The organism is Centipeda felix (assembly GCF_900186465.1).
In the GTDB taxonomy this organism is placed as follows: Bacteria; Bacillota; Negativicutes; order Selenomonadales; family Selenomonadaceae; genus Centipeda; species Centipeda felix.
This window is the reverse complement of record NZ_LT891958.1, coordinates 605,953-625,545: the sequence shown is the minus strand read 5'-3', so window position 1 is coordinate 625,545 and position 19,593 is coordinate 605,953. Positions and strand designations below refer to the sequence as shown.

Sequence of the window (19,593 nt, the reverse complement as noted above, 5' to 3'; positions counted from 1 at the left end):
CACGTACACCGTGCGCATTGCCCTCGCGGACGCGCCCGCCGACCTGCCGCTCGGCATGACGGCACGCGTACGCCTCGGCACACCGGCGGAGAGCGGCGCGGTTCTCCCGCTCTCTGCCATCCATCAGACGGGTGACGAGGCACAGGTCTACGTCGTCGAGGACGGCGTCGTACACCTTCACTCTGTCACCGTGACCGCATTCCGCGAGCGGGACGTCGTCGTCACAGGGCTCCCGCAGAACGCCGTCGTCGTGACGGCGGGTGTCCACCGCCTCCATGACGGAGAGAAGGTGCGCACGAAATGAGAAACCTCACCGAGCTCTCTCTGCGCCACCGCTCCATCGTCTGGTACTTCATCATCGTCTTTGCCGTCGGCGGCATCCTTGCCTACGAGTCCCTCGGACGCATGGAGGATCCCTCCTTCATCATCCGCCAGATGGTCATCACCGCCGTATGGCCCGGCGCGACAGCAGAGGATATGCAGGAGCAGGTCACGGACAAACTCGAGCGGCGGTTCCAAGACACCCCGGGACTAAAGGAGATCACGAGCGAGACGCGTGCAGGACAGACCATCATCTACGTCGACCTGCGCGACGACGTCGACGCAAAGCTCATCCGCCCGACGTGGCGCGACGTGCGCAACTTCGGCGAGGATGTAAAGAGTGAGCTGCCGGACGGCGTCATCGGTCCATTCTACAACGACCGCTTTGACGACGTATACGGCTCCATCTACGCCGTCACGGGCGAGGACTACACGGACGAGGAGCTGCGCGCCGCCGCAGAGAACGTGCGCCGCCGCATCCTCTCCGTCCCGAGCGTACAGAAAGTCGAGCTGGTCGGCGTCCAGCGCGAGCGCGTCTACGTCGAGATCGCACGCGACCGCCTCGCCTCCCTCGGCATCCCGCCCACGGCCATCACGGAGGCCCTGCGCACACAGGACACCGTCCTCCCGGGTGGCTCGATTGAGACCGTGGATGGCAGTGTGAACCTGCGCGTCTCGGGCGTCTTTGACAGCCTCGACGACATCCGCGCCCTCCCCATCGCGGCGGACGGACGCGTATTCCGCCTCGGCGACATTGCGGACATCTCGCGTCGCCCGATTGACCCCGCCGATCCGAAAATGCAGTATAACGGCGCACCCGCCGTTGGCATCGCCGTCTCCATGGAGGACGGCGGCAACATCCTCGCGCTCGGCGAAGACCTCAAAAAACTCACCGCGCAGCTCCGAGAGGACCTCCCGCTCGGCATGGAGCTGCACGAGGTATCGAACCAGCCCGCCGTCGTACAGCACTCCATCCACGACTTTGTCGAGACGCTGGCCCTCGCCATCGTCATCGTCCTCGCCGTCAGCTTTCTCTCGCTCGGACTGCGCACCGGGCTCGTTGTCGCGTGCTGCATCCCACTCGTCCTCGCAGGCACATTCGTCTGCATGTACGCCCTCGGCATCGACCTGCACAAGGTCTCCCTCGGCGCACTCATCATCGCCCTCGGACTGCTCGTCGACGACGCCATCATCGCCGTCGAGATGATGAGCGTCCAGCTCGAGCGCGGCAAGACCCGCTTTGACGCCGCCTGCCACGCCTTTACCCAGACGGCAAAACCCATGCTCACAGGCACCCTCATCACCTGCGCGGGCTTCATCCCCGTCGCCTTCTCCAAGGGCATGGCAAGCGAGTTCTGCGCCGCCCTCTTCCCCGTCATCGGCATCGCACTCCTCCTTAGCTGGATCGTTTCCATCATGGTCGCGCCGCTCTTCGGCTACCATCTCATTCGCATCGAGGGGGACGCGGAGCACGACCCGTACGCAACGCCGTTCTATCGGTTCTTTCGGCGCGTGCTCACCTTCTTCCTCGCACATCGTGCCGTCGTCCTCGTCAGCACGGCCCTTGTCTTCTTCGTGAGCCTTGCCGCCTTCCCGCACATCAAACAGACCTTTTTCCCGCCCTCGCTGCGCCCCGAGCTGCTCGTCAGCCTCACCCTCCAGCAGGGCTCCTCGCTCGCGTCCACACAGGCAGAGGCGGATCGCCTCACCGCCATACTGGACGAAAACAGCGACAAAATCGAGAACTACGTCGCCTACATCGGACAGTCTACACCGCGCTTCGTCCTCACCGTCAACCCGAAGGCGGACGCGGAGAACCGCGCCCAGTTCGTCATCACAGCAAAGGGCACGGAGGAGCGCGAGGCACTCGCTGCCATCATCCGTGACGCCGCCGACGACGAGCTGACGGGCGCGCGCGTCGCGACACAGTACATCCAGACCGGCCCGCCGGCGGACTACCCCGTCATGCTGCGCGTCTCGGCACCGACCACCGACGAGGTGCGCCGCGTCGCCGAGCAGGTCAGCGCCATTGCGGCCGCCGACCCTGCGACCGACAACGTCCATCTCGACTGGACCGAAAAGGCAAAGGGCATCCGCGTCGACCTCGACAAGGACAAGCTGAAACGCTACGGACTCAGCGCCAAGGATGTCAAGCAGATGCTCTACACCGAGATCTCGGGCGCAAAGGCAGCGGAGTTCTACACGGGCGACCGCACCCTCGGCATCGTCCTGCGGCTCACCGAGGCAGACCGCACAGACCTCGGACAGCTCGGTGCACTCCCCATCCCCACGCGCAGCGGGAGCATCCCGCTCGACCAGATCGCGCGCCTCTCCTACGAGGCGGAGGATGGGCTCATCAAGCGGCATAACCTCCTCCCGTCCATCATGGTCGAGGCGGACGTCACACAGGGCGAGGGCAACGACGTCGCCCTGCGCATCTACGATGCGACCGAGGAACTGCGCGAGAACCTCCCCGCCGGCACCACTATCGTCCCGTCGGGCGCGCTCGCGGACGCTGACGACTCCATGAACTACCTCGTAAAACCCGTCCCCGCCATGATCTTCATCATCATGACCCTGCTCATGTTCCAAGTCGGCAGCATGGGCAAGATGGCACTCACCCTCCTCACCGCACCGCTCGGCCTCATCGGCGTCGTCATTGCCATGCTCCTCACGGACTCCGCGATGGGCTTCGTCGCCTACCTCGGCGTACTCGCCCTCTTCGGCATGATCATCCGCAACTCCGTCATCCTCATCGACCAGATCAAGAAACATGAGGAGGCAGGCGAGAAGCCCATGGACGCTATCATCGACTCCGCCGTTCTGCGATTCCGCCCCATCATGCTCACGGCAGCCGCTGCCATCCTCGGCATGCTGCCGCTCATGTTCAACATCTTCTGGGGGCCGATGGCTGTCGCTATCGCGGGCGGCCTCATCGTCGCCACCGTCCTGACCCTCCTCGTCCTCCCCGTCATGTACGCCGCGGCGTATCGGATCAAATAATTCCATCAACGAAAATAAACTGCCGTACGAGACATCCTCGTGCGGCAGTTTTTTTGCGCTTCTCCCGCTGCGCTAAGCCCCCCGCCGCAGCGGGAGAGGGGCATGCGTTAGCGTGACGGAGCGGGCGCCATGAGCGACATCTCGATGTCTGTGAAACACCAAATACAAACTCCACGTATGTTCCTGCATAAAAGCAGGACAACGATTCATCCGTGGCGAATGATAAAAAAGATATTGTTGCTATTGGGACATCGGAGGATTTGACATGTCAGAGACAATATTTACGTGTGACGAGATAAAACAACGCCTGCAGCCGATTCTGGCAGAGCATCAGATTCGGCAGGCAATACTCTTTGGCTCCTACGGCAAGGGGACGGCGACGAAAAACAGCGATGTGGACTTGCTCGTTGACAGCAATCTCCGTGGGCTGCAATTCATGGGGCTTGTTGAGGATCTGCGTGAGGCACTGGATGATAAGGACATGGATGTGTTCGATATCACTCATATCGAGCCGAAGTCTCGCCTCGCTGAGGAAATTCGACAAACGGGGATTCAGATTTATGCGCGATAAGGTCATCATTGACAAAATGCTCCGTTATACCGACAAGATATGTGCATACTGCGAAGGCATGTCTTATGAGGAATTTCGCGTGAACGATATGCTCGTTGAGGCCTGTGTGTTCAATCTCGGTCAGATCGGAGAATTGACGGCGAGGCTGGGCCAGTCATTCAAGCAGGAGAACGCGCAGGTGGCATGAGCGCAAATCTACGGCTTGCGAAATCGCATCGTCCACGACTACGAGGGCGTGAACCTGCGGTTGATTTGGGAGATCATTGCCGATGATATGCCGGAACTGAGAAACTCATTGATCTGTATAAAAAAGCATTTCGCGAAAATGGATCATGATACGGGCGGATGCCCTCACTTATAACGACGCGATTCTGTCGACGGAGGAAAGACCATGGACAACAAGAAAGAAGTAGAGCGGGCGGAGCTGCACCGCGCCATCTGGCAGATCGCGAACGACCTGCGCGGCAGTGTGGACGGCTGGGACTTCAAACAGTACGTCCTCGGCACGCTCTTCTACCGCTATATCTCGGAGAAACTGACTGACTACCTCAACGCGGAGGAGCGCGAGGCGGGGGATACAGACTTTGACTATGCCGCCCTGCCCGATGATGAGGCAATGGCGGAGAAGGACAACATCGTCCAGATCCTCGGCTTCTTCATCCCGCCGAGCGAGCTCTTTCAGAACGTCCTCGCACGGGCGGAGACCAACGAGAGCCTCAACGAGACACTCGAGCAGGTCTTTCGTCACATCGAGAGCTCGGCGACGGGCACGCCCAGTCAGGACGACCTCACGGGACTCTTTGACGAATTCGACGTGAACAGCAGCAAGCTCGGCGCGACCGTCAAGGAGCGCAACGCCAAGCTGACAAAACTCCTCAGCGGCGTCGGCGCGATGCGCCTCGGACACTATCAGGACAACACCATCGACGCATTCGGCGACGCGTACGAATACCTCATGCGGATGTACGCCTCGAACGCGGGCAAGAGCGGCGGCGAGTACTACACCCCGCAGGAGGTCTCCGAGCTCCTCACGCGCCTCACCGTCATTGGGAAAACGCAGGTGAACAAGGTCTATGACCCCGCCTGCGGCAGCGGCTCACTCCTGCTGAAATTCGCCAAGGTCATCGGCAGGGAGAACGTCCGCAACGGATTCTACGGGCAGGACGAGAACATCACAGCGTACAACCTCTGCCGCATCAACATGTTCCTGCACGACATCAACTTCGACGACTTCGACATTGCGCATGGGGACACACTCATCAACCCCCACCACTGGGACGATGAGCCGTTCGAGGCGATCGTCTCCAACCCGCCGTACTCCAAGAAATGGGCGGGGAAAGACAACCCTCTGCTCATCAATGACCCGCGCTATGCGCCCGCAGGCGTCCTCGCCCCGACGAGCAAGTCGGACTTCGCCTTTATCCTGCACTCCCTAGCGTGGCTCGCGGCGAGCGGCACGGCAGCGATTGTCTGTTTCCCGGGCATCATGTACCGCGGCGGCGCGGAGCAGAAGATTCGTCAGTACCTCGTGGACAGCAACTACGTCGATGCCGTGATTCAGCTGCCGGAAAATCTCTTTTTCGGTACGAGCATTGCGACCTGCATTATGGTGCTTAAGAAATCCAAACCAGATACGACGACTGTCTTTATCGACGCATCGAAGGAATGTGTCAAGGTCACGAACAGCAACAAACTCACACCGGAGAACATCGAGAACATCCTGCGGCTCTACACAGAGCGTGCAGATGTCCCCCATATCGTTCACGTCGTCACGGGCGCGGACATCGCCGCCGAGGACTATAACCTCTCCGTCAGCACCTACGTCGAGCCGGAGGACACGCGCGAGATCATCGACATCACACAGCTCAACGCAGAGCTCCGTGAGATCGTCGCGCGTGAGGCAGTCCTGCGCACGGAGATCGACCGCATCGTCGCCGAGATCGAGGGAGAGGAGGGGACAGCAGGATGAGCAAACTGAGTGAGATGATAAAGGAACTCTGTCCCGATGGGGTGGAGTATAAGAAACTGGGGGAGATTGCACATTACGCAAAAGACCGTATTAAGATCAGTGATATTGACGCCCGCAATTATGTCGGTGTTGAACATTTGCGACAAAATACAGAAGGACGTGAAATGTCCGTAACACTACCTGAGGTTGATTTTGTGATTTCCTTTTATCCAGAGGATATTCTTATCGGCAATATAAGACCCTACCTAAAAAAGGCTTGGTTGGCAGACTGTAATGGAGGAACGAATGGAGATGTACTGACGATACGTATTGTTGATAAAATGTATGTCTCGCCACAGTATCTTTTTTACATATTGTCATCGGAACAGTTTTTTATGTACGATATGAAATATGCAAAAGGCGCAAAAATGCCACGTGGTGATAAAAAGGCAGTGATGAATTACGCAATACCCGTCCCACCGCTTGCCATCCAAAATGAAATCGTAAAATTGTTAGACAATTTTACAGAGCTAACAGCGGAGCTAACAGCGGAGCTTCAGTTGCGAAAAAAGCAGTATTCTTTCTATCGTGACAGTCTTTTGAACTTTTCGCGGGATGATGTGGATGATACAGCTTCTTCTGTTGCTGAGACTCCGCATTATATGGTAGGAGACATATTCAATATTCAAAATGGATATACTCCTTCAAAAAAAGAAGATACTTATTGGGAAAATGGGACAATCCCTTGGTATCGATTGGAGGACATTCGTACACAGGGGAGAATACTTTATGACGCAATCCAACATGTACATTCTTCTGGCGTAAAGGGAAATCTATACCCAACAAAATCACTTTTAATGTCAACGACCGCGACAATCGGAGAATATGCTCTACTTATGACTCCATCTTTATCCAATCAGCAAATGACAAATTTTGCAATAAAGAAGGAATTTGAGGATGTACTTGATGTAAAATTTGCATTTTATTATTTTCATGTATTCGCAGAATGGTGTAAGAAGAATGCGAATCAGAGCGGCGGAATGCCAATTATTACAACTGGGAAACTAAAGATTTTTCCTTCCCCATCCCACCGCTCGAAACGCAGGCAAAAATCGTCTCCATCCTCGACCGCTTCGATACGCTCTGCCATGACCTCACGCAGGGGCTGCCCGCCGAGATCGCCGCCCGCAAAAAGCAGTACGAATACTATCGCGAAAAGCTCCTCACCTTCCCACGGAAGGACGCATAAAAAAGAAGCGCTCGCATCTCTGCGCGCGCTCCCCTCAGTGACAGACAATTATTTGGCAGGCGTCCGCGTCTCCTGCATCTCTCGGGTTTCCCCTGTCATACCGTCGGCGTGTGGTTCGGACGAAATTTACCACCTCAAATAACTGCCTGTTGTTAGCTTTAGTTTAGCCGATATTCTTCGACTTGTAAAGAACTTTTTTATTGCGAAGCAAACGATTCCATTCTTTTTCATCAATCTTCATGAACGTTATGACAGAGTTTTTATAATGATTGGGATCGTTAGAGGTTTGGAGGCGAAGAACTAGCTTGAACTGTTCGCCATATTCGTAAAAACTCTTTAGAATCAGAGCTGTGTTTGGAAGATTTGCTTCAATAACGTAATCCGGAAACTCAATCATCTGAGTTAGATATGTGCAGTATCTTTCAAAAATATTTGGGTGATGTGATTGGATATGTTTGATCTGTGTATCAGATAGAATTACCTCTGTTGTCAATAAATCTGTTGTAATTGACATAAATATGGTTTTGTCAATTTCCCCGAGATATAACAAGTAAAAACCACCTTCCTGTGGTTTTGATTGAAACAAAACGCCCCCAAGTGTGCATATCATCCATGGGATGGCAGAGACATGGGGGAGAAGTTATCTACACTATAGCGTAAAATTATTTTTTTGTAAAGTATTTTAGACAAGTGGGTGCGGGGTGTTTCGGGCGCACATCCACAGAGAAAGAAACGAGGGACATCATGTACTACAATCTCATCGCGAGTGCGGAGGAGAGTACGGTACTCGCACAGTATGTGCGGGAGGAGCGTGCGCCGTACGGCTCGTACCAGTCGGAGGCGGCACTGGAGCGGGCGCTCATCCGTCTGCTGGAGGAGGAGGGCTATGCGTATCTCCCCATTCACGATGAGGCGGAGCTGATCGCCAATCTCCGCACGCAGCTCGCGGCGCTGAATGGCTATGACTTTACAGATGCGGAGTGGGAACGGTTCTTCAAAACGTCCATCGCACCCGCGAGTGACGGTATCGCAGCGAAGACGCGCCGTATCCAGACGGACTATATTCAGAATCTAAAACGTGACGATGGCACGACGAAAAATATACGTCTGATTGACAAGGATCATATCCACAACAACCGACTGCAGGTGATCCATCAGTATGCGGTGGAGGGCGGCGCGGGCGTGGGGGAGAATGCGGCGGCACACACGAATCGCTATGACGTGACGATCCTCGTGAACGGGCTGCCGCTCGTGCATCTGGAGCTGAAACGGCGCGGCGTGGAGATCCGTCAGGCGTTCAACCAGATCAAACGCTATCAGCGGGATTCGTTCTGGGCGGGCACAGGGCTCTATGAGTACGTCCAGATTTTTGTGATCTCGAACGGGACGAATACGAAGTACTATTCCAATACGACGCGCGAGAGCCATATCCGTGAGATGGATGCGGCGGGGCGCAAGGCGAGCAAAAAGACGAGCAACAGCTTTGAGTTTACGTCCTATTGGGCGGATGCGGGCAACCGTCTCATCACCGATCTGATGGATTTCGGGCGGACGTTCCTCGCACGCCACACGCTGCTCGCGCTCCTGACGCGCTACTGCATTTTCACGACGGAAGAAGTGCTGATGATCATGCGCCCGTATCAGATCGCGGCGACGGAGCGGATTCTCGCCCGGATCAAGATTTCGTCGAACTACAAGACGTGGGGGCGCATCGAGGGCGGCGGCTATATCTGGCACACGACGGGCTCGGGCAAGACGCTGACCTCGTTCAAGACAGCGCAGCTCGCTGCGGCGATGCCTGAGATCGAGAAGGTGCTCTTCGTGGTCGACCGCAAGGATCTCGACTACCAGACGATGAAGGAGTACGACCGCTTCGAGAAGGGCGCGGCGAACGGCAATACGTCGACGGCGGTGCTCGCGCGCCAGCTGGCGGACGATGCCGCACGCATTGTAGTGACGACGATCCAGAAGCTGTCGAATTTTATCCGGCAGAACAGGACGCACCCGATCTATGGCAAGCATGTGGTGTTAATTTTCGATGAGTGCCACCGCTCGCAGTTCGGGGAGATGCACACGGCGATCACCAAGGCGTTCAAGAAGTACCACGTCTTCGGCTTTACGGGGACGCCGATCTTTGCGCCGAATGCGGCAGGTGCGGGGCGTCCCTCGGCGCGGACGACGCCGCAGCTCTTCGGGGACAAGCTGCACACCTATACGATTGTGAATGCGATCAATGACGGGAATGTCCTGCCGTTCCGCATCGACTACATCAATACGATCAAGAGCAAGGAGGCGGTCGATGACAAGGAGGTGCGCGCGATTGATCGGGAAAAGGCACTCGCTGCACCCGAGCGCATCCGTGAGGTGACGAAGTATATCCTCGCGCATTTCGATCAGAAGACGATGCGGAGCAAGGCGTATTCGCTGAAGGGTCAGCGTGTGCTCGGCTTTAACTCGATGTTTGCCGTCGCGTCGATTCCCGCCTGCATGGCGTACTATGAGGAGTTTCACCGTCAGCTGAGCGCGGCGGGGCGCGACCTCACGATTGCGACCATCTTTAGCTATGCGGCGAACGAGGACGATCCCGAGGATGCACTGCCCGATGAGGACTTTGATACGGCGAGCCTCAACCCGACGAGCCGCGACTTTCTTGCGCATGCGATTGCGGACTACAACGCGCACTTTCACACGAATTTCTCGACGGACGGGGATTCGTTCCAGAACTACTACAAGGATCTGTCGCAGCGGATGAAGAAGCGCGAGATCGATCTCCTCATCGTGGTGAATATGTTCCTCACGGGCTTTGACGCGACGACGCTCAATACGCTCTGGGTGGACAAGAATCTGAAATACCACGGGCTGATTCAGGCGTTCTCGCGGACGAATCGGATCCTGAACTCCGTCAAAACATTCGGCAATATTGTCGCGTTCCGCAATCTCGCGAAGGCGACGGATGATGCGATCTCGCTCTTTGGCGATGAGAATGCCGAAAGTGTCGTTCTTCTGCGCGGCTTCCGTGACTACTACGATGGCTATGACGATGAAAAGGGGCAGCACCACAAGGGCTATGCGGAGCTCATCGCAGAGCTGCGTGCGAAGTTCGCCGTCGGTGAGCAGGTCTTAGGCGAGGCGGCACAGAAAGACTTTGTGCGGATCTTCGGCAGCATCCTGCGCCTGCGGAACATCCTCACGGCGTTTGACGACTTTGCGGAGGACGATCCTCTGCTGCCGCCGCGCGATCTGCAGGACTACCAGAGCGTCTATCTCGATATACACCGTCTGCTGACGGGGCAGGGGAATACGGAGAAGGAGAACATCAACGACGATGTCGTGTTCGAGCTGGAGCTCATTCGTCAGGTGGATATTAACATCGACTACATCCTCATGCTCGTGGAGAAGTATCACGCGTCGAACGGCGCGGATAAGAGCATCATCGGCGCGATTGACCGCGCCGTCGGATCGAGCCCCGAGCTCAGGAGCAAGAAGGAGCTGATCGACGGCTTCCTCGCGACCGTCAATACGGATACCAAGGTGATGGAGGACTGGCGCAAATACGTCGCGGAGGAGAAGGAAAAGGAACTCGCCTCCATTGTTGCGGAGGAGAACCTGAAACCCGCCGAGACGGAGAAATTCGTCGCGAGCACCTTCCGCGACGGACGGCTCAAGACAACGGGCACCGCCCTCGACGCTATCCTCCCACCCGTACGCCGTTTTGGCGGCGGACGCGCCGCAAAGAAGCGCAGTGTCATTGAGAAGCTCAAGGCGTTCTTCGACAAGTTCATGGGGGTTGTGGAGGCGTAGAAAAAGGGACTGCTGGCGAATGGGAGGAGGGCCCATTCTCTGCTATATCAGGGAGATGATTCCCCAGTCAAAATCACTGGAGAACGAGAGCAGGCGTCCACTTTCGAGACGAAGCTGCATTTCCTTGATATACGAAGGCAAATCGTCTGGAAGATCAATCCCGCAGGATCCTGTAAAATCAAAGTCTGCTGCATTGAAGGTCTGCTCGTGTACCGTGATGCCCGTTATTTTTTCGCCAATCAAATGGGACAATAGGTCTTGCAGATGAAAGCGAGCTAACTCCTCGGGATTGCAGTAAAATTTTTCCGGAATGCAGTCTTTGGATATGCGAACAGAACTTGATTCAGTATACTCGATTTCAAACTTTCCGTGTGTGGTTATCAGAACGATCGGATTGCAAAGCTCAAATGACCATGCGTTTTCCCATATCGAAGGAGGGCCAAACATACAAGGATACTCTACCACAGCGACCTCTTGTATCACGGCATCAAAGATTCCGAGCAACTGAACGTATTCCTTCAAATGGTTTGGTTGTTGGATGACAGGAGCTGGCCACTTGTAGGGAGAAAATCCATTCTTGAGTAAAGGATCCTTATCCTTTACCATTTGAATATGGTTGTCCATAATGAACTGTTTTATTTGGTCCATACAAGCACCTCCTGAATTTGAAAAATTCCTTAGGTCATATATTTGGTTAGCATGATGTAGTCCATGCGGTTGCCGAATGCAAGATACTCGTCAGCGCCGATGGAGTAAATCCCGCTGCTGGAATAATGCGCGTCATAGTTGATCACGGGAACACGCTTCATGTGGTATGCCTGTGCAAACTCATACGGTGTATTTTCACAGTTTAGTCCGGAGCGTTCCAGAACCGCGCTGCTCCCTTTGAACAGCAGGATACGGTCAACGGTATCTGCATCGAACGTAATAGCGATGCGGCGGTCGGAGTAGTACCAACCGTACGTATTTACATAGGGGCTCAGATTCCCTGCTTGTGTGGGTGAGCCAAGCACGGCGAGCACTTCTCCTGAGGTCATGCCGAGGTGGATGCCTGCAACTGATTCATTGAAGGACGGCTTTGCTGTTCGATGCAGCATCTGACGATCATTCAGCTTGACGCTGTCCTTGTCCGAGTGACGGATATCCCAAGTGAGGTATAGATTGCGCGGTCCCGTACGCTCCAGAATCTCAAAGCGCCCGGTACCATTTGGTTTGCTTCCTGCAAAGTCGTATGCGGCAAGGACTTGACATCCGTTGATATACCCGCCTTTAATTTGGAGGATACAAGCGCCGGAAGTATCATACCAATCGCCCTCCATCAGTTTCAACACAGATGTTACATATTGCTGCTCCATCCGCGCCGCATATACAGGCTGCGTCTCAGAAAGTCCGATCAGGAGAATAGCGACGAGAAGCGAGGCGTAGAGGGCTTGTCGAACTGCATTCATGGGGAATCTCCTTTCTCTTTATCGTATGGTAGGCGTACGTTCATATTACTTGTTTTCCAGTTGGATCGGCGCGACCTTGCCGTATCCCTGACTTGGAATGAGGAGAAGACCGACCGAGCAATCCCACAGAATATATACATTATTATAGCACAAATAAAGTGAAATTAGAGAATCAACATGCTCTTGATCAGGAATACAGAGGCTTCTGCAAAGCTATTCAGCAAATTCTTCCACCGCAGGATAAGCCCAAAAGTCATCTGTAAAAGCACCACATACACATGAAAAACGGGGCGTCGTACGAAGCCAGAACTTCGTACAATGCCCCTTATTTCTGCCCGAAGGCATTCACTCAAAGGCTCCAGCGTTTTTCTCTGTGACGCATGTCCGCATCAATGCGGTCTTTCCACGTGCCCGTCAGCGGCGCGGCACAGGTCCGCACGTGGTGTATGGCTTCCTGCAAGACCTCGTAGTTGAGTGCTGTCCCCTGTTGGTCACTTTGGTAGGTGACCGCACGATCCGCGCAGATGCCGATATCGCCCGCCGCCGCGATGGCGTCCATGTTCGCCCCGAGGAAGAGGAACTCCCAGCCGTATTTTGCCTTTTGTCGCTCGACCATCTGCTTCACCTTGTCATAGGTATAGCGGCGACTGGCATTCTCCATGCCGTCCGTGGTGATGATAAAGAGCGTCTTCTCCGGCCGGTCCTCGTCGCGGGCGTATTTGTGAATGTTGCCGATGTGATGGATTGCACCGCCCACGGCATCGAGGAGCGCCGTACACCCCCGGGCAAAGTAGGTGTCCGCGGTCATTTCCTCCACCTGCTCCATCGGCACGCGGTCATGGAGCACCTCGCACACATCGTCGAACAGCACAGTGGAGACAAGTGCCTCATCGCTCTCCTTACGCTGCTTTTTGATGAGTCCGTTGAACCCGCCGATGGTGTCCGCCTCCAAGCCACCCATCGAACCGCTCCGATCCAGAATGAACACGATCTCTGTTAAACCCTTCTTCATGATAAGCGCCTCCTTCTTTTAGCTGACTACATTCTAGCAAAAATGCGAAGGCACAAGGTCGCCTGTCAGGCGACATCTAGAGAAACACTAAATTTACCCGAGCAACCCTCAGCAGCCAAGCAAGGGCTGTTGAAACGCAAAGAGTGTCTCGTTGATGGTGAAGATATCGTACTCCTTTCGCTCGATAAAATACTCCACAATGACGTCCATCTTAGAACTGCGGGAGAGCGCATATCCCGCGCGTCCGATAAAATCACGCGTCTCATCGAGATCGAGTTCCAACGCCACGGCGAAGGTCAGGGCTGTATTCTTGCTGGGCTGGTAGGCAGGATTGTTGCGGATCTTTGAGAAATGCTTGCGATCCACGTTTGCCCGTTTGTATATCTCCGGATCACTCTTCCCCTTGCGGTCAATGAGCCGAAGCAGCGTCTCAGAAAATGTATCGTCGATTTCGTCCAGTAAATTCTCCAACGAACCGGCGCCCGCATCAGCATCCTTCGCCGCAGGCGTCGGCGCAGCTTCTCTCACGCAGGCCTCCGCAGCATCCAAATATGCCGTCTCGTGACAGACCGTGATCCGACGGTCGCGATCATCGCCGCGATATTCCTCATCCAGCAGTTCCGCGACATATCTTTCGTCGAGATAGCTCTGCACGTCGTCAAAGAGCGTGTCTGAGATCTTAAAGCTCTTTCGGTCGAACACCACCAGATAGACGTCCATGTCATGTTCCTGCAGGAAATCACGAATGGCCTGCACTGCTGCAGCAATCGCGATCTCAGAAGGACAGCCAAACACGCCCGCGGACAGGAGAGGGAAAGCAATGGAGGAGCAGTCGCGTTCTGCCGCCAGCCGCAGGGAGTTTTGATACGCACGGCTGAGAAGTTCGCGTTCCCCATGACTGCCGTCCTGCCAGACCGGCCCCACCGTATGGATGACATAACGGGCATGGAGGCGGTACGCAGGCGTAACAGCAGCCGTACCCGCGGCAATATTGCCGATCTTCCTGCGCGCGGTTAGGAGTTCCGCTCCCGCCGCCTGATGGATGGCGCGATCCACACCGCCGCCCACAATGGCACGGGGGTTCGCAGAATTGACAATGGCGTCCACCTGCATCTTTGTGATATCGTTGCGTACAATCGCAAACGGCATGATATCGAACCTCCTTACATAATTTTGACAATTATCTCCTTGCGATCATCGTTTCTTACTCTGATGTGCGCGCCTTCATGACCATCCCGCCGCGACATCTGCGGCGAGGAGAGCAAGCGGCGGCGGCAGCCAACGTCCATCAGCAGCCAGGATCTGCAGATCCATACGGATTTGATAGTCTGTCACGTTGAGGATAGCGAGACGGCCACCGCGTACAGCATCGGCGACCGTGACGGCGGGCAGTAGGGAGAGCCCCAGCCCCGCCGCCACAAAGTCGACGATGGTCTTACTCGTGCCGATCTCCATGCGTTCATTCAATACAAGTTGGCGTTCCGCTAGATCATCCTCGAGTTTTTTTCGATAGTTCGTCCCGCGCTCTGTCAGAATCCAAGGGGCACTCACCAGTTCCTCCAGTTGGATCGGATGTCCGGCATAGGCGGAGTGCAATGCAGCAATGAACTGCACCTCTGAACAGCATCGATGCAAGATACGTAGCTGTGAATTTTCATTCATGCGATCCAATAGGATGACGAGATCTACGCTGCCCTGTACCAGTGCCCGCCGCAAACGTGGTGCTGTGTCCACGCACACATGCAACTGCACCTTAGGATAAAGCCTCATGAATTCCGCAATTTGTGTCATATAGCGTGACGTTGCCAATGTCTCGATAATGCCGATGAAAAAAATCCCCGCTGGTTCTGCCGTGCCGTGAAACTTCGCGAGTGTCTCCTGCTCTAGTGCCGTCATGCGTCGCGCACAACGCAGGAGCTCCCGTCCTGCGCTCGACAAGCTGACACGCCGCCCGGAACGAATGAACAGCTGTGCACCCAACTCCCGCTCCAACGTCTGGATTTGCTGAGTTACAGTAGACTGTGCATACCCCTCCCGCAGAGCTGCCGCTGTAAAGCTTTCTGTTTCCGCCGCATGGATGAATGTTTTGATATTGCGCAGTTCCATGGATGAGTCTCCTAATCGATTTTTTCGATGAATGTTTTTATAGATTTCAATTTTACTGCATTCGTCATCTATGATACCATAATTTTTAGAGAACAGATAGAGTTCTTTGTCGTATGACAGTATCCGCATTGTTCTTCTGAAGGGAGGAGTTTCATCGTGGAAGTCATCAAGGCCATTAACGGCGTCTTTTGGGGCTGGCTGATCGCAGGTATCTTGCTATCCTGCGGCATTTTCTACACGATCCGTCTCGGTTTCCCGCAGGTACGCTATTTTACCCAGCTGGTACCAAATCTCTGGAAGGCCAGCCGCAGTGCCACGGGGGTCAGTGCTTTCGGCGCACTCTGCTCTGCGATTGGCAGCGAGGTCGGCGCGGGCAGCCTCGTCGGTGTCGCGACAGCACTTGCCTCCGGCGGTCCAGGTGCAATCTTCTGGATGTGGATCACTGCGATTCTCGGAATGCCCATCATGTTTGGCGAAGCGGTTCTCGCTCAGATCTTCCGTGTAAAGAATGAGGATGGGACAACCTTTCGCGGCGGTCCCGCTTACTATATGCGGCGCGGACTGAACGCAAAGGTACTTCCGATTCTCTTCTCGATCTCCGTCATCCTCGGCAACGGCGTTGTCTACTGCATGGTGCAGAGTAACTCTATCGCCGGATCGTTCAGCGGACAGGCGGAGCTTCCACCGCTTGCCGTCGGTGTGATCCTCGTCGCGCTCGTCGGACTTGTCATCTTCGGCGGAATTAAACGCCTGTCGACGGTCGCTTCTTATATTGTTCCCTTTATGGCCTTCGCCTACATCATTCTTGCTCTGATCGTTCTCGTGACACACGCTGAGTGGATTGCCGATATGTTTAGGCTCATCATTGATTCTGCCTTCGGCGTTCAACAGGCGGCAGGCGGCGTGCTCGGCTACAGTGTACAGGAAGCGTTCCGTTATGGTGTAGCACGCGGGTTGTTCAGCAACGATGCCGGTGCCGGCACAACGCCGTCCATGCACGCTGCCGCAAACGTCAAGCATCCGGTCAACCAGGGACTTTCGGGCATGCTTGGAGTTTTTGTGACGACGATTATTGTCTGTAGCTGTACTGCATTCTGCATTCTTCTCTCCGGCGCACTGAATGGCAGTCTTACGGGGATCCAGCTGACGCAGGCTGCATTTTCCTCTTCGTTTGGGGATCTCGGCTACTGGCTGGTTGCCGCCGCTATGTTTCTGTTCGGTTATACAACACTACTTGCCAATATGTACTACGGTGAGGTCAACACACGATATCTCTTTCCGGACAAGAAACATGCGGTCACAGTTTACCGCATCTTTGCACTCTGTCTAATTCTTTTTGGATCGATCGTCCCCGTTATCTCCATGTGGGAGTTTGCTGATCTTTTTGGCGCACTCATGGTACTCTTTAACGTTATCGCCCTCTTCCGTCTGTCAAAATACGTTGCCTTTGCTCTGAAGGACTATCAGGAGCAGAAGAAAATCTGTGATGCGCCTCTCTGGGACTACGACGAGGATATTGTTGAACGCTATCGCAGCCACAATCGCTGAAAGGAGATATTTTCATGCAGGATCTGAAAGAAAAATGTCGACTTGCCCTTGTCCAAGCATCCCCAGTGATGTTCGACAAAACGGCATCGCTAAACAAAGCACTGGAGTGGATTGACAAAGCTGCCAAGCAGGGGGCTGAACTTGTCGTCTTTCCGGAGCTTTTCCTCCCGGGCTATCCGTTCGGTATGACATTTGGCTTCAAAGTCGGCAGTCGTGATGAGGAAGGGCGCAAGGACTGGAAGCTATATTACGATAACTCTGTTGTCTGCCCAGGCCCCGAGACGGAGGCGCTTGGCGCAGCGGCAAAGAAGTACCATATCTACCTCAGCATCGGTGTGTCCGAGCGCGATGATACGACGGGGACACTTTACAACACGAATATCATGTTTACGCCCGATGGGGTGCTTGCCTCTGTGCACCGTAAACTTAAGCCGACCGGTGCGGAGCGGTTTGTTTGGGGCGACGCGAATCGTGGATATTTCCCAACGGTGGAGAGCCCGTGGGGGCCACTCGGCAGTCTTATCTGCTGGGAAAACTATATGCCGCTCGCCCGTGCGGCGCTCTATCAGCGCGGCGTAAACATCTTCATTGCACCGAACACGAATGACGTGGATTCGTGGATCAACACAGCGCGGCACATCGGCCTTGAGGGGCGCTGTTACTTCATTAATGCCGATATGTTCTTCAAACGGGAAGACTACCCGCGCGAGCAGCTCCACTGTAAGGAGGAGATTGATCATCTGCCAGAGATCGCCTGCCGCGGTGGGAGTTGTATTGTTGATCCTTTCGGTGAGTTCCTCACGGAGCCTGTATGGGATCGGGAGGAACTCATCGTCGCCGACCTCGATCTTGGAAGGGCAGCTGCTGCCAAGATGGAGTTTGACCCGTGTGGGCACTATGCGCGCCCTGATGTCCTCGAACTAAATATTCACGATCGATAAGAAAGAGAGACGGGACAGCCGTACGAAGTCAGAAGCTTACGTACAGCTGTCTCGTCTATTTTCATACGTTTTTTCCAATGATCCGCAGCGAAAGATGTGGATGAAGGTATGGGAAAAGAATAAATGTCATTTATTTTTTTCAAAGCACTATCTATTTTCCTTTTTTGTGGTATACTGTATACAATTGTTGATAATCTATGTGCGGATGTAAAAAGGAGAGATCACGATGCGAAAAGAACACGATTTTCTCGGCGAGCTGGAGGTACCGGACGAGGTCTACTACGGCGTACAGACGATGCGTGCCGTGGAGAACTTCAACATCACGGGGCAGAAGCTCGACCCCGATTTCATCATTGCTCTTGCGAAGGTGAAAAAGGCGGCGGCGCTCGCGAATATGGATACGGGACGTCTGCCGCACGAGATCGGCGATGTGCTTGTGCAGGCGGCAGATGAGATCATCGCAGGCGGACTGATCGACCAGTTCCCCGTTGACCCGATTCAGGGCGGTGCGGGCACATCGGTCAACATGAACATGAATGAGGTGCTCTGCAACCGTGCGCTTGAACTGCGCGGTGAGGCCAAGGGACGCTACGACATCATCTCGCCGAACAACCATGCGAACATGGCGCAGTCGACAAACGATTCCTTTCCTACAGGCATCAAGGTTTGTCTCTCAAAGAAGGGGGACGATTTCCTCGCCGCGCTCGACCGTCTTGCGGCCGAACTGGAAAAGAAGGCTGTCGCCTATCGCGGTATCCTCAAGATGGGGCGTACGCATCTGCAGGATGCTGTCCCCATCACGCTCGGGCAAGAGATGGGTGCCTATGCCTCCGCTGTGCGCCGCTGCATGAAGCGCACGCGCATTGTCCAGCGTGCGATCCACACGATCAACATGGGCGGCACCGCCGTCGGCACGGGGCTGAACGCGGAACCCGCGTACATCAAGGCGGTCGCCAAGCGCCTCTCGGAGATCACGGGGGAGACATATCGTACGTCGCAGAACATCATCGATGCGACAAACAACACAGATGCGTTCGCCGATTTCTCCTCGGCGCTCAAGAATGCCGCGCTCGTCCTCATCAAGATGGCGAACGACTTCCGTCTCATGGCATCGGGACCACGCTGCGGGCTGAACGAGCTGCATCTGCCGATGCGCCAGCCCGGCTCCTCGATCATGCCCGGCAAGGTCAACCCCGTCATTGCCGAGGTTCTCGATCAGGCGTGCTATCAGGTCATCGCAGGCGATCTCGCCGTAACGTTCGGTGTAGAGAACGGCCAGTTCGAGCTGAACGTGATGGAGCCGGTTATGGCGTTCAATATGTTCAACTCGCTGAACTACATCACGCGTGCCGTCGATACGTTTGTCGACAAGCTCCTCATCGGCCTCGAGCCGAACATCGAGCAGTGCCAGAAATGGCTCGACAACAGCGTCGGCATCGTCACCGCGCTCCTGCCGCACATCGGCTATGAGAAATCCGCTGAGCTCGCGAAGGAGGCGTATACGACAGGAAAGCCCATCCGCGAGATCATCCTCGACCGCGGCATCCTCACGAAGAAGGAGCTGTCGCACATCCTCTCGCCGCGCCAGATGACGCACCCCGGCATCGCGGAATAGCGATTCCTTAACTTTGATTTAATTAGGGGA

The 19,593-nt window shown here is 55.2% G+C and carries 16 protein-coding genes and 1 pseudogene; 11 read left to right on the top strand and 6 right to left on the bottom strand.

Translation table 11 applies throughout. The features are described from left to right. From C1713_RS07420 to C1713_RS12160, 7 genes and pseudogenes are all read left to right on the top strand, one after another. Positions 1–304, top strand: a pseudogene (locus tag C1713_RS07420) (efflux RND transporter periplasmic adaptor subunit); the annotation flags it as partial. Next, positions 301–3,324: an efflux RND transporter permease subunit gene (locus tag C1713_RS07415; RefSeq protein ID WP_102493493.1), complete on the top strand. Its 3,024-nt coding sequence runs from the start codon at positions 301–303 to the stop codon at positions 3,322–3,324. The pseudogene C1713_RS07420 and the gene C1713_RS07415, both read left to right, overlap by 4 nt. Positions 3,325–3,589: 265 nt before the next feature. Further along, a complete protein-coding gene (locus tag C1713_RS07410) occupies positions 3,590–3,895 on the top strand; it encodes a nucleotidyltransferase family protein (protein ID WP_039981282.1) in 306 nt (101 codons plus the stop codon). After that, complete coding sequence (locus tag C1713_RS12705; RefSeq protein WP_212669101.1) at positions 3,885–4,082, top strand: HepT-like ribonuclease domain-containing protein; 198 nt, start codon at positions 3,885–3,887, stop codon at positions 4,080–4,082. Before C1713_RS07410 ends, C1713_RS12705 begins: the two co-directional genes overlap by 11 nt. Before the next feature lie 15 nt (positions 4,083–4,097). Continuing rightward, positions 4,098–4,256 carry a HepT-like ribonuclease domain-containing protein gene (locus C1713_RS12700; protein ID WP_212669100.1) on the top strand — a complete coding sequence of 53 codons (159 nt, stop codon included), beginning with the start codon at positions 4,098–4,100 and terminating at the stop codon, positions 4,254–4,256. 30 nt (positions 4,257–4,286) lie between these two features. Further along, positions 4,287–5,864, top strand: coding sequence for a type I restriction-modification system subunit M (locus tag C1713_RS07400; protein WP_102493492.1), 1,578 nt, complete (start codon positions 4,287–4,289; stop codon positions 5,862–5,864). Continuing rightward, positions 5,861–7,234, top strand: coding sequence for a restriction endonuclease subunit S (locus tag C1713_RS12160; RefSeq protein ID WP_212669099.1), 1,374 nt, complete (start codon positions 5,861–5,863; stop codon positions 7,232–7,234). Before C1713_RS07400 ends, C1713_RS12160 begins: the two co-directional genes overlap by 4 nt. 21 nt (positions 7,235–7,255) lie before the next feature. Here C1713_RS12160 and C1713_RS07380 read toward each other — a convergent pair whose 3' ends face one another. After that, positions 7,256–7,606, bottom strand: a complete 351-nt coding sequence (locus tag C1713_RS07380) for a PBECR2 nuclease fold domain-containing protein (protein WP_212669098.1) — start codon at positions 7,604–7,606, stop codon at positions 7,256–7,258. A 230-nt stretch (positions 7,607–7,836) separates the two neighbouring features. Between C1713_RS07380 and C1713_RS07375 the strand changes: the two genes are divergently transcribed. Then, positions 7,837–10,893, top strand: a complete 3,057-nt coding sequence (locus tag C1713_RS07375; protein ID WP_102493490.1) for a type I restriction endonuclease subunit R — start codon at positions 7,837–7,839, stop codon at positions 10,891–10,893. 42 nt (positions 10,894–10,935) lie between these two features. Here C1713_RS07375 and C1713_RS07370 read toward each other — a convergent pair whose 3' ends face one another. The 5 genes from C1713_RS07370 to C1713_RS07350 all read right to left on the bottom strand — a co-directional run bounded on the left by C1713_RS07370 (position 10,936) and on the right by C1713_RS07350 (position 15,459). After that, positions 10,936–11,541 (bottom strand): hypothetical protein, encoded by a 606-nt coding sequence (locus tag C1713_RS07370; RefSeq protein WP_102493489.1) that lies wholly within the window; start codon positions 11,539–11,541, stop codon positions 10,936–10,938. A gap of 29 nt (positions 11,542–11,570) precedes the next feature. Continuing rightward, entirely contained in the window at positions 11,571–12,341 is a 771-nt protein-coding gene (locus tag C1713_RS07365) for a membrane protein (protein WP_009753624.1), read from the bottom strand. Between the two features lie 349 nt (positions 12,342–12,690). Then, positions 12,691–13,353 carry a vWA domain-containing protein gene (locus C1713_RS07360; protein WP_102493488.1) on the bottom strand — a complete coding sequence of 221 codons (663 nt, stop codon included), beginning with the start codon at positions 13,351–13,353 and terminating at the stop codon, positions 12,691–12,693. Between the two features lie 108 nt (positions 13,354–13,461). Next, positions 13,462–14,502 carry a macro domain-containing protein gene (locus C1713_RS07355; protein ID WP_102493487.1) on the bottom strand — a complete coding sequence of 347 codons (1,041 nt, stop codon included), beginning with the start codon at positions 14,500–14,502 and terminating at the stop codon, positions 13,462–13,464. 75 nt (positions 14,503–14,577) lie between these two features. Beyond that, positions 14,578–15,459, bottom strand: a complete 882-nt coding sequence (locus C1713_RS07350) for a LysR family transcriptional regulator (RefSeq protein WP_102493486.1) — start codon at positions 15,457–15,459, stop codon at positions 14,578–14,580. A 156-nt stretch (positions 15,460–15,615) separates the two neighbouring features. On the opposite strand from C1713_RS07350, the gene C1713_RS07345 reads away from it, so the two are divergent. The 3 genes from C1713_RS07345 to C1713_RS07335 all read left to right on the top strand — a co-directional run bounded on the left by C1713_RS07345 (position 15,616) and on the right by C1713_RS07335 (position 19,563). Beyond that, positions 15,616–17,007, top strand: a complete 1,392-nt coding sequence (locus C1713_RS07345; protein ID WP_102493485.1) for an alanine/glycine:cation symporter family protein — start codon at positions 15,616–15,618, stop codon at positions 17,005–17,007. A 14-nt stretch (positions 17,008–17,021) separates the two neighbouring features. Continuing rightward, complete coding sequence (locus tag C1713_RS07340) at positions 17,022–17,948, top strand: carbon-nitrogen hydrolase family protein (RefSeq protein ID WP_102493484.1); 927 nt, start codon at positions 17,022–17,024, stop codon at positions 17,946–17,948. Positions 17,949–18,174: 226 nt separating this feature from the next. After that, positions 18,175–19,563 (top strand): aspartate ammonia-lyase, encoded by a 1,389-nt coding sequence (locus tag C1713_RS07335; RefSeq protein WP_102493483.1) that lies wholly within the window; start codon positions 18,175–18,177, stop codon positions 19,561–19,563. The last annotated feature ends 30 nt before the right edge of the window (positions 19,564–19,593 follow it).

Coding starts and splice junctions, on each gene's coding strand:
- C1713_RS07415 (WP_102493493.1), top strand. CDS start 301: ATGAGAAACCTCACCGAGCTCTCTCTGCGCCACCGCTCCATCGTCTGG.
- C1713_RS07410 (WP_039981282.1), top strand. CDS start 3,590: ATGTCAGAGACAATATTTACGTGTGACGAGATAAAACAACGCCTGCAG.
- C1713_RS12705 (WP_212669101.1), top strand. CDS start 3,885: ATGCGCGATAAGGTCATCATTGACAAAATGCTCCGTTATACCGACAAG.
- C1713_RS07400 (WP_102493492.1), top strand. CDS start 4,287: ATGGACAACAAGAAAGAAGTAGAGCGGGCGGAGCTGCACCGCGCCATC.
- C1713_RS12160 (WP_212669099.1), top strand. CDS start 5,861: ATGAGCAAACTGAGTGAGATGATAAAGGAACTCTGTCCCGATGGGGTG.
- C1713_RS07380 (WP_212669098.1), bottom strand. CDS start 7,606: ATGTCAATTACAACAGATTTATTGACAACAGAGGTAATTCTATCTGAT.
- C1713_RS07375 (WP_102493490.1), top strand. CDS start 7,837: ATGTACTACAATCTCATCGCGAGTGCGGAGGAGAGTACGGTACTCGCA.
- C1713_RS07370 (WP_102493489.1), bottom strand. CDS start 11,541: ATGGACCAAATAAAACAGTTCATTATGGACAACCATATTCAAATGGTA.
- C1713_RS07365 (WP_009753624.1), bottom strand. CDS start 12,341: ATGAATGCAGTTCGACAAGCCCTCTACGCCTCGCTTCTCGTCGCTATT.
- C1713_RS07360 (WP_102493488.1), bottom strand. CDS start 13,353: ATGAAGAAGGGTTTAACAGAGATCGTGTTCATTCTGGATCGGAGCGGT.
- C1713_RS07355 (WP_102493487.1), bottom strand. CDS start 14,502: ATGCCGTTTGCGATTGTACGCAACGATATCACAAAGATGCAGGTGGAC.
- C1713_RS07350 (WP_102493486.1), bottom strand. CDS start 15,459: ATGGAACTGCGCAATATCAAAACATTCATCCATGCGGCGGAAACAGAA.
- C1713_RS07340 (WP_102493484.1), top strand. CDS start 17,022: ATGCAGGATCTGAAAGAAAAATGTCGACTTGCCCTTGTCCAAGCATCC.
- C1713_RS07335 (WP_102493483.1), top strand. CDS start 18,175: ATGCGAAAAGAACACGATTTTCTCGGCGAGCTGGAGGTACCGGACGAG.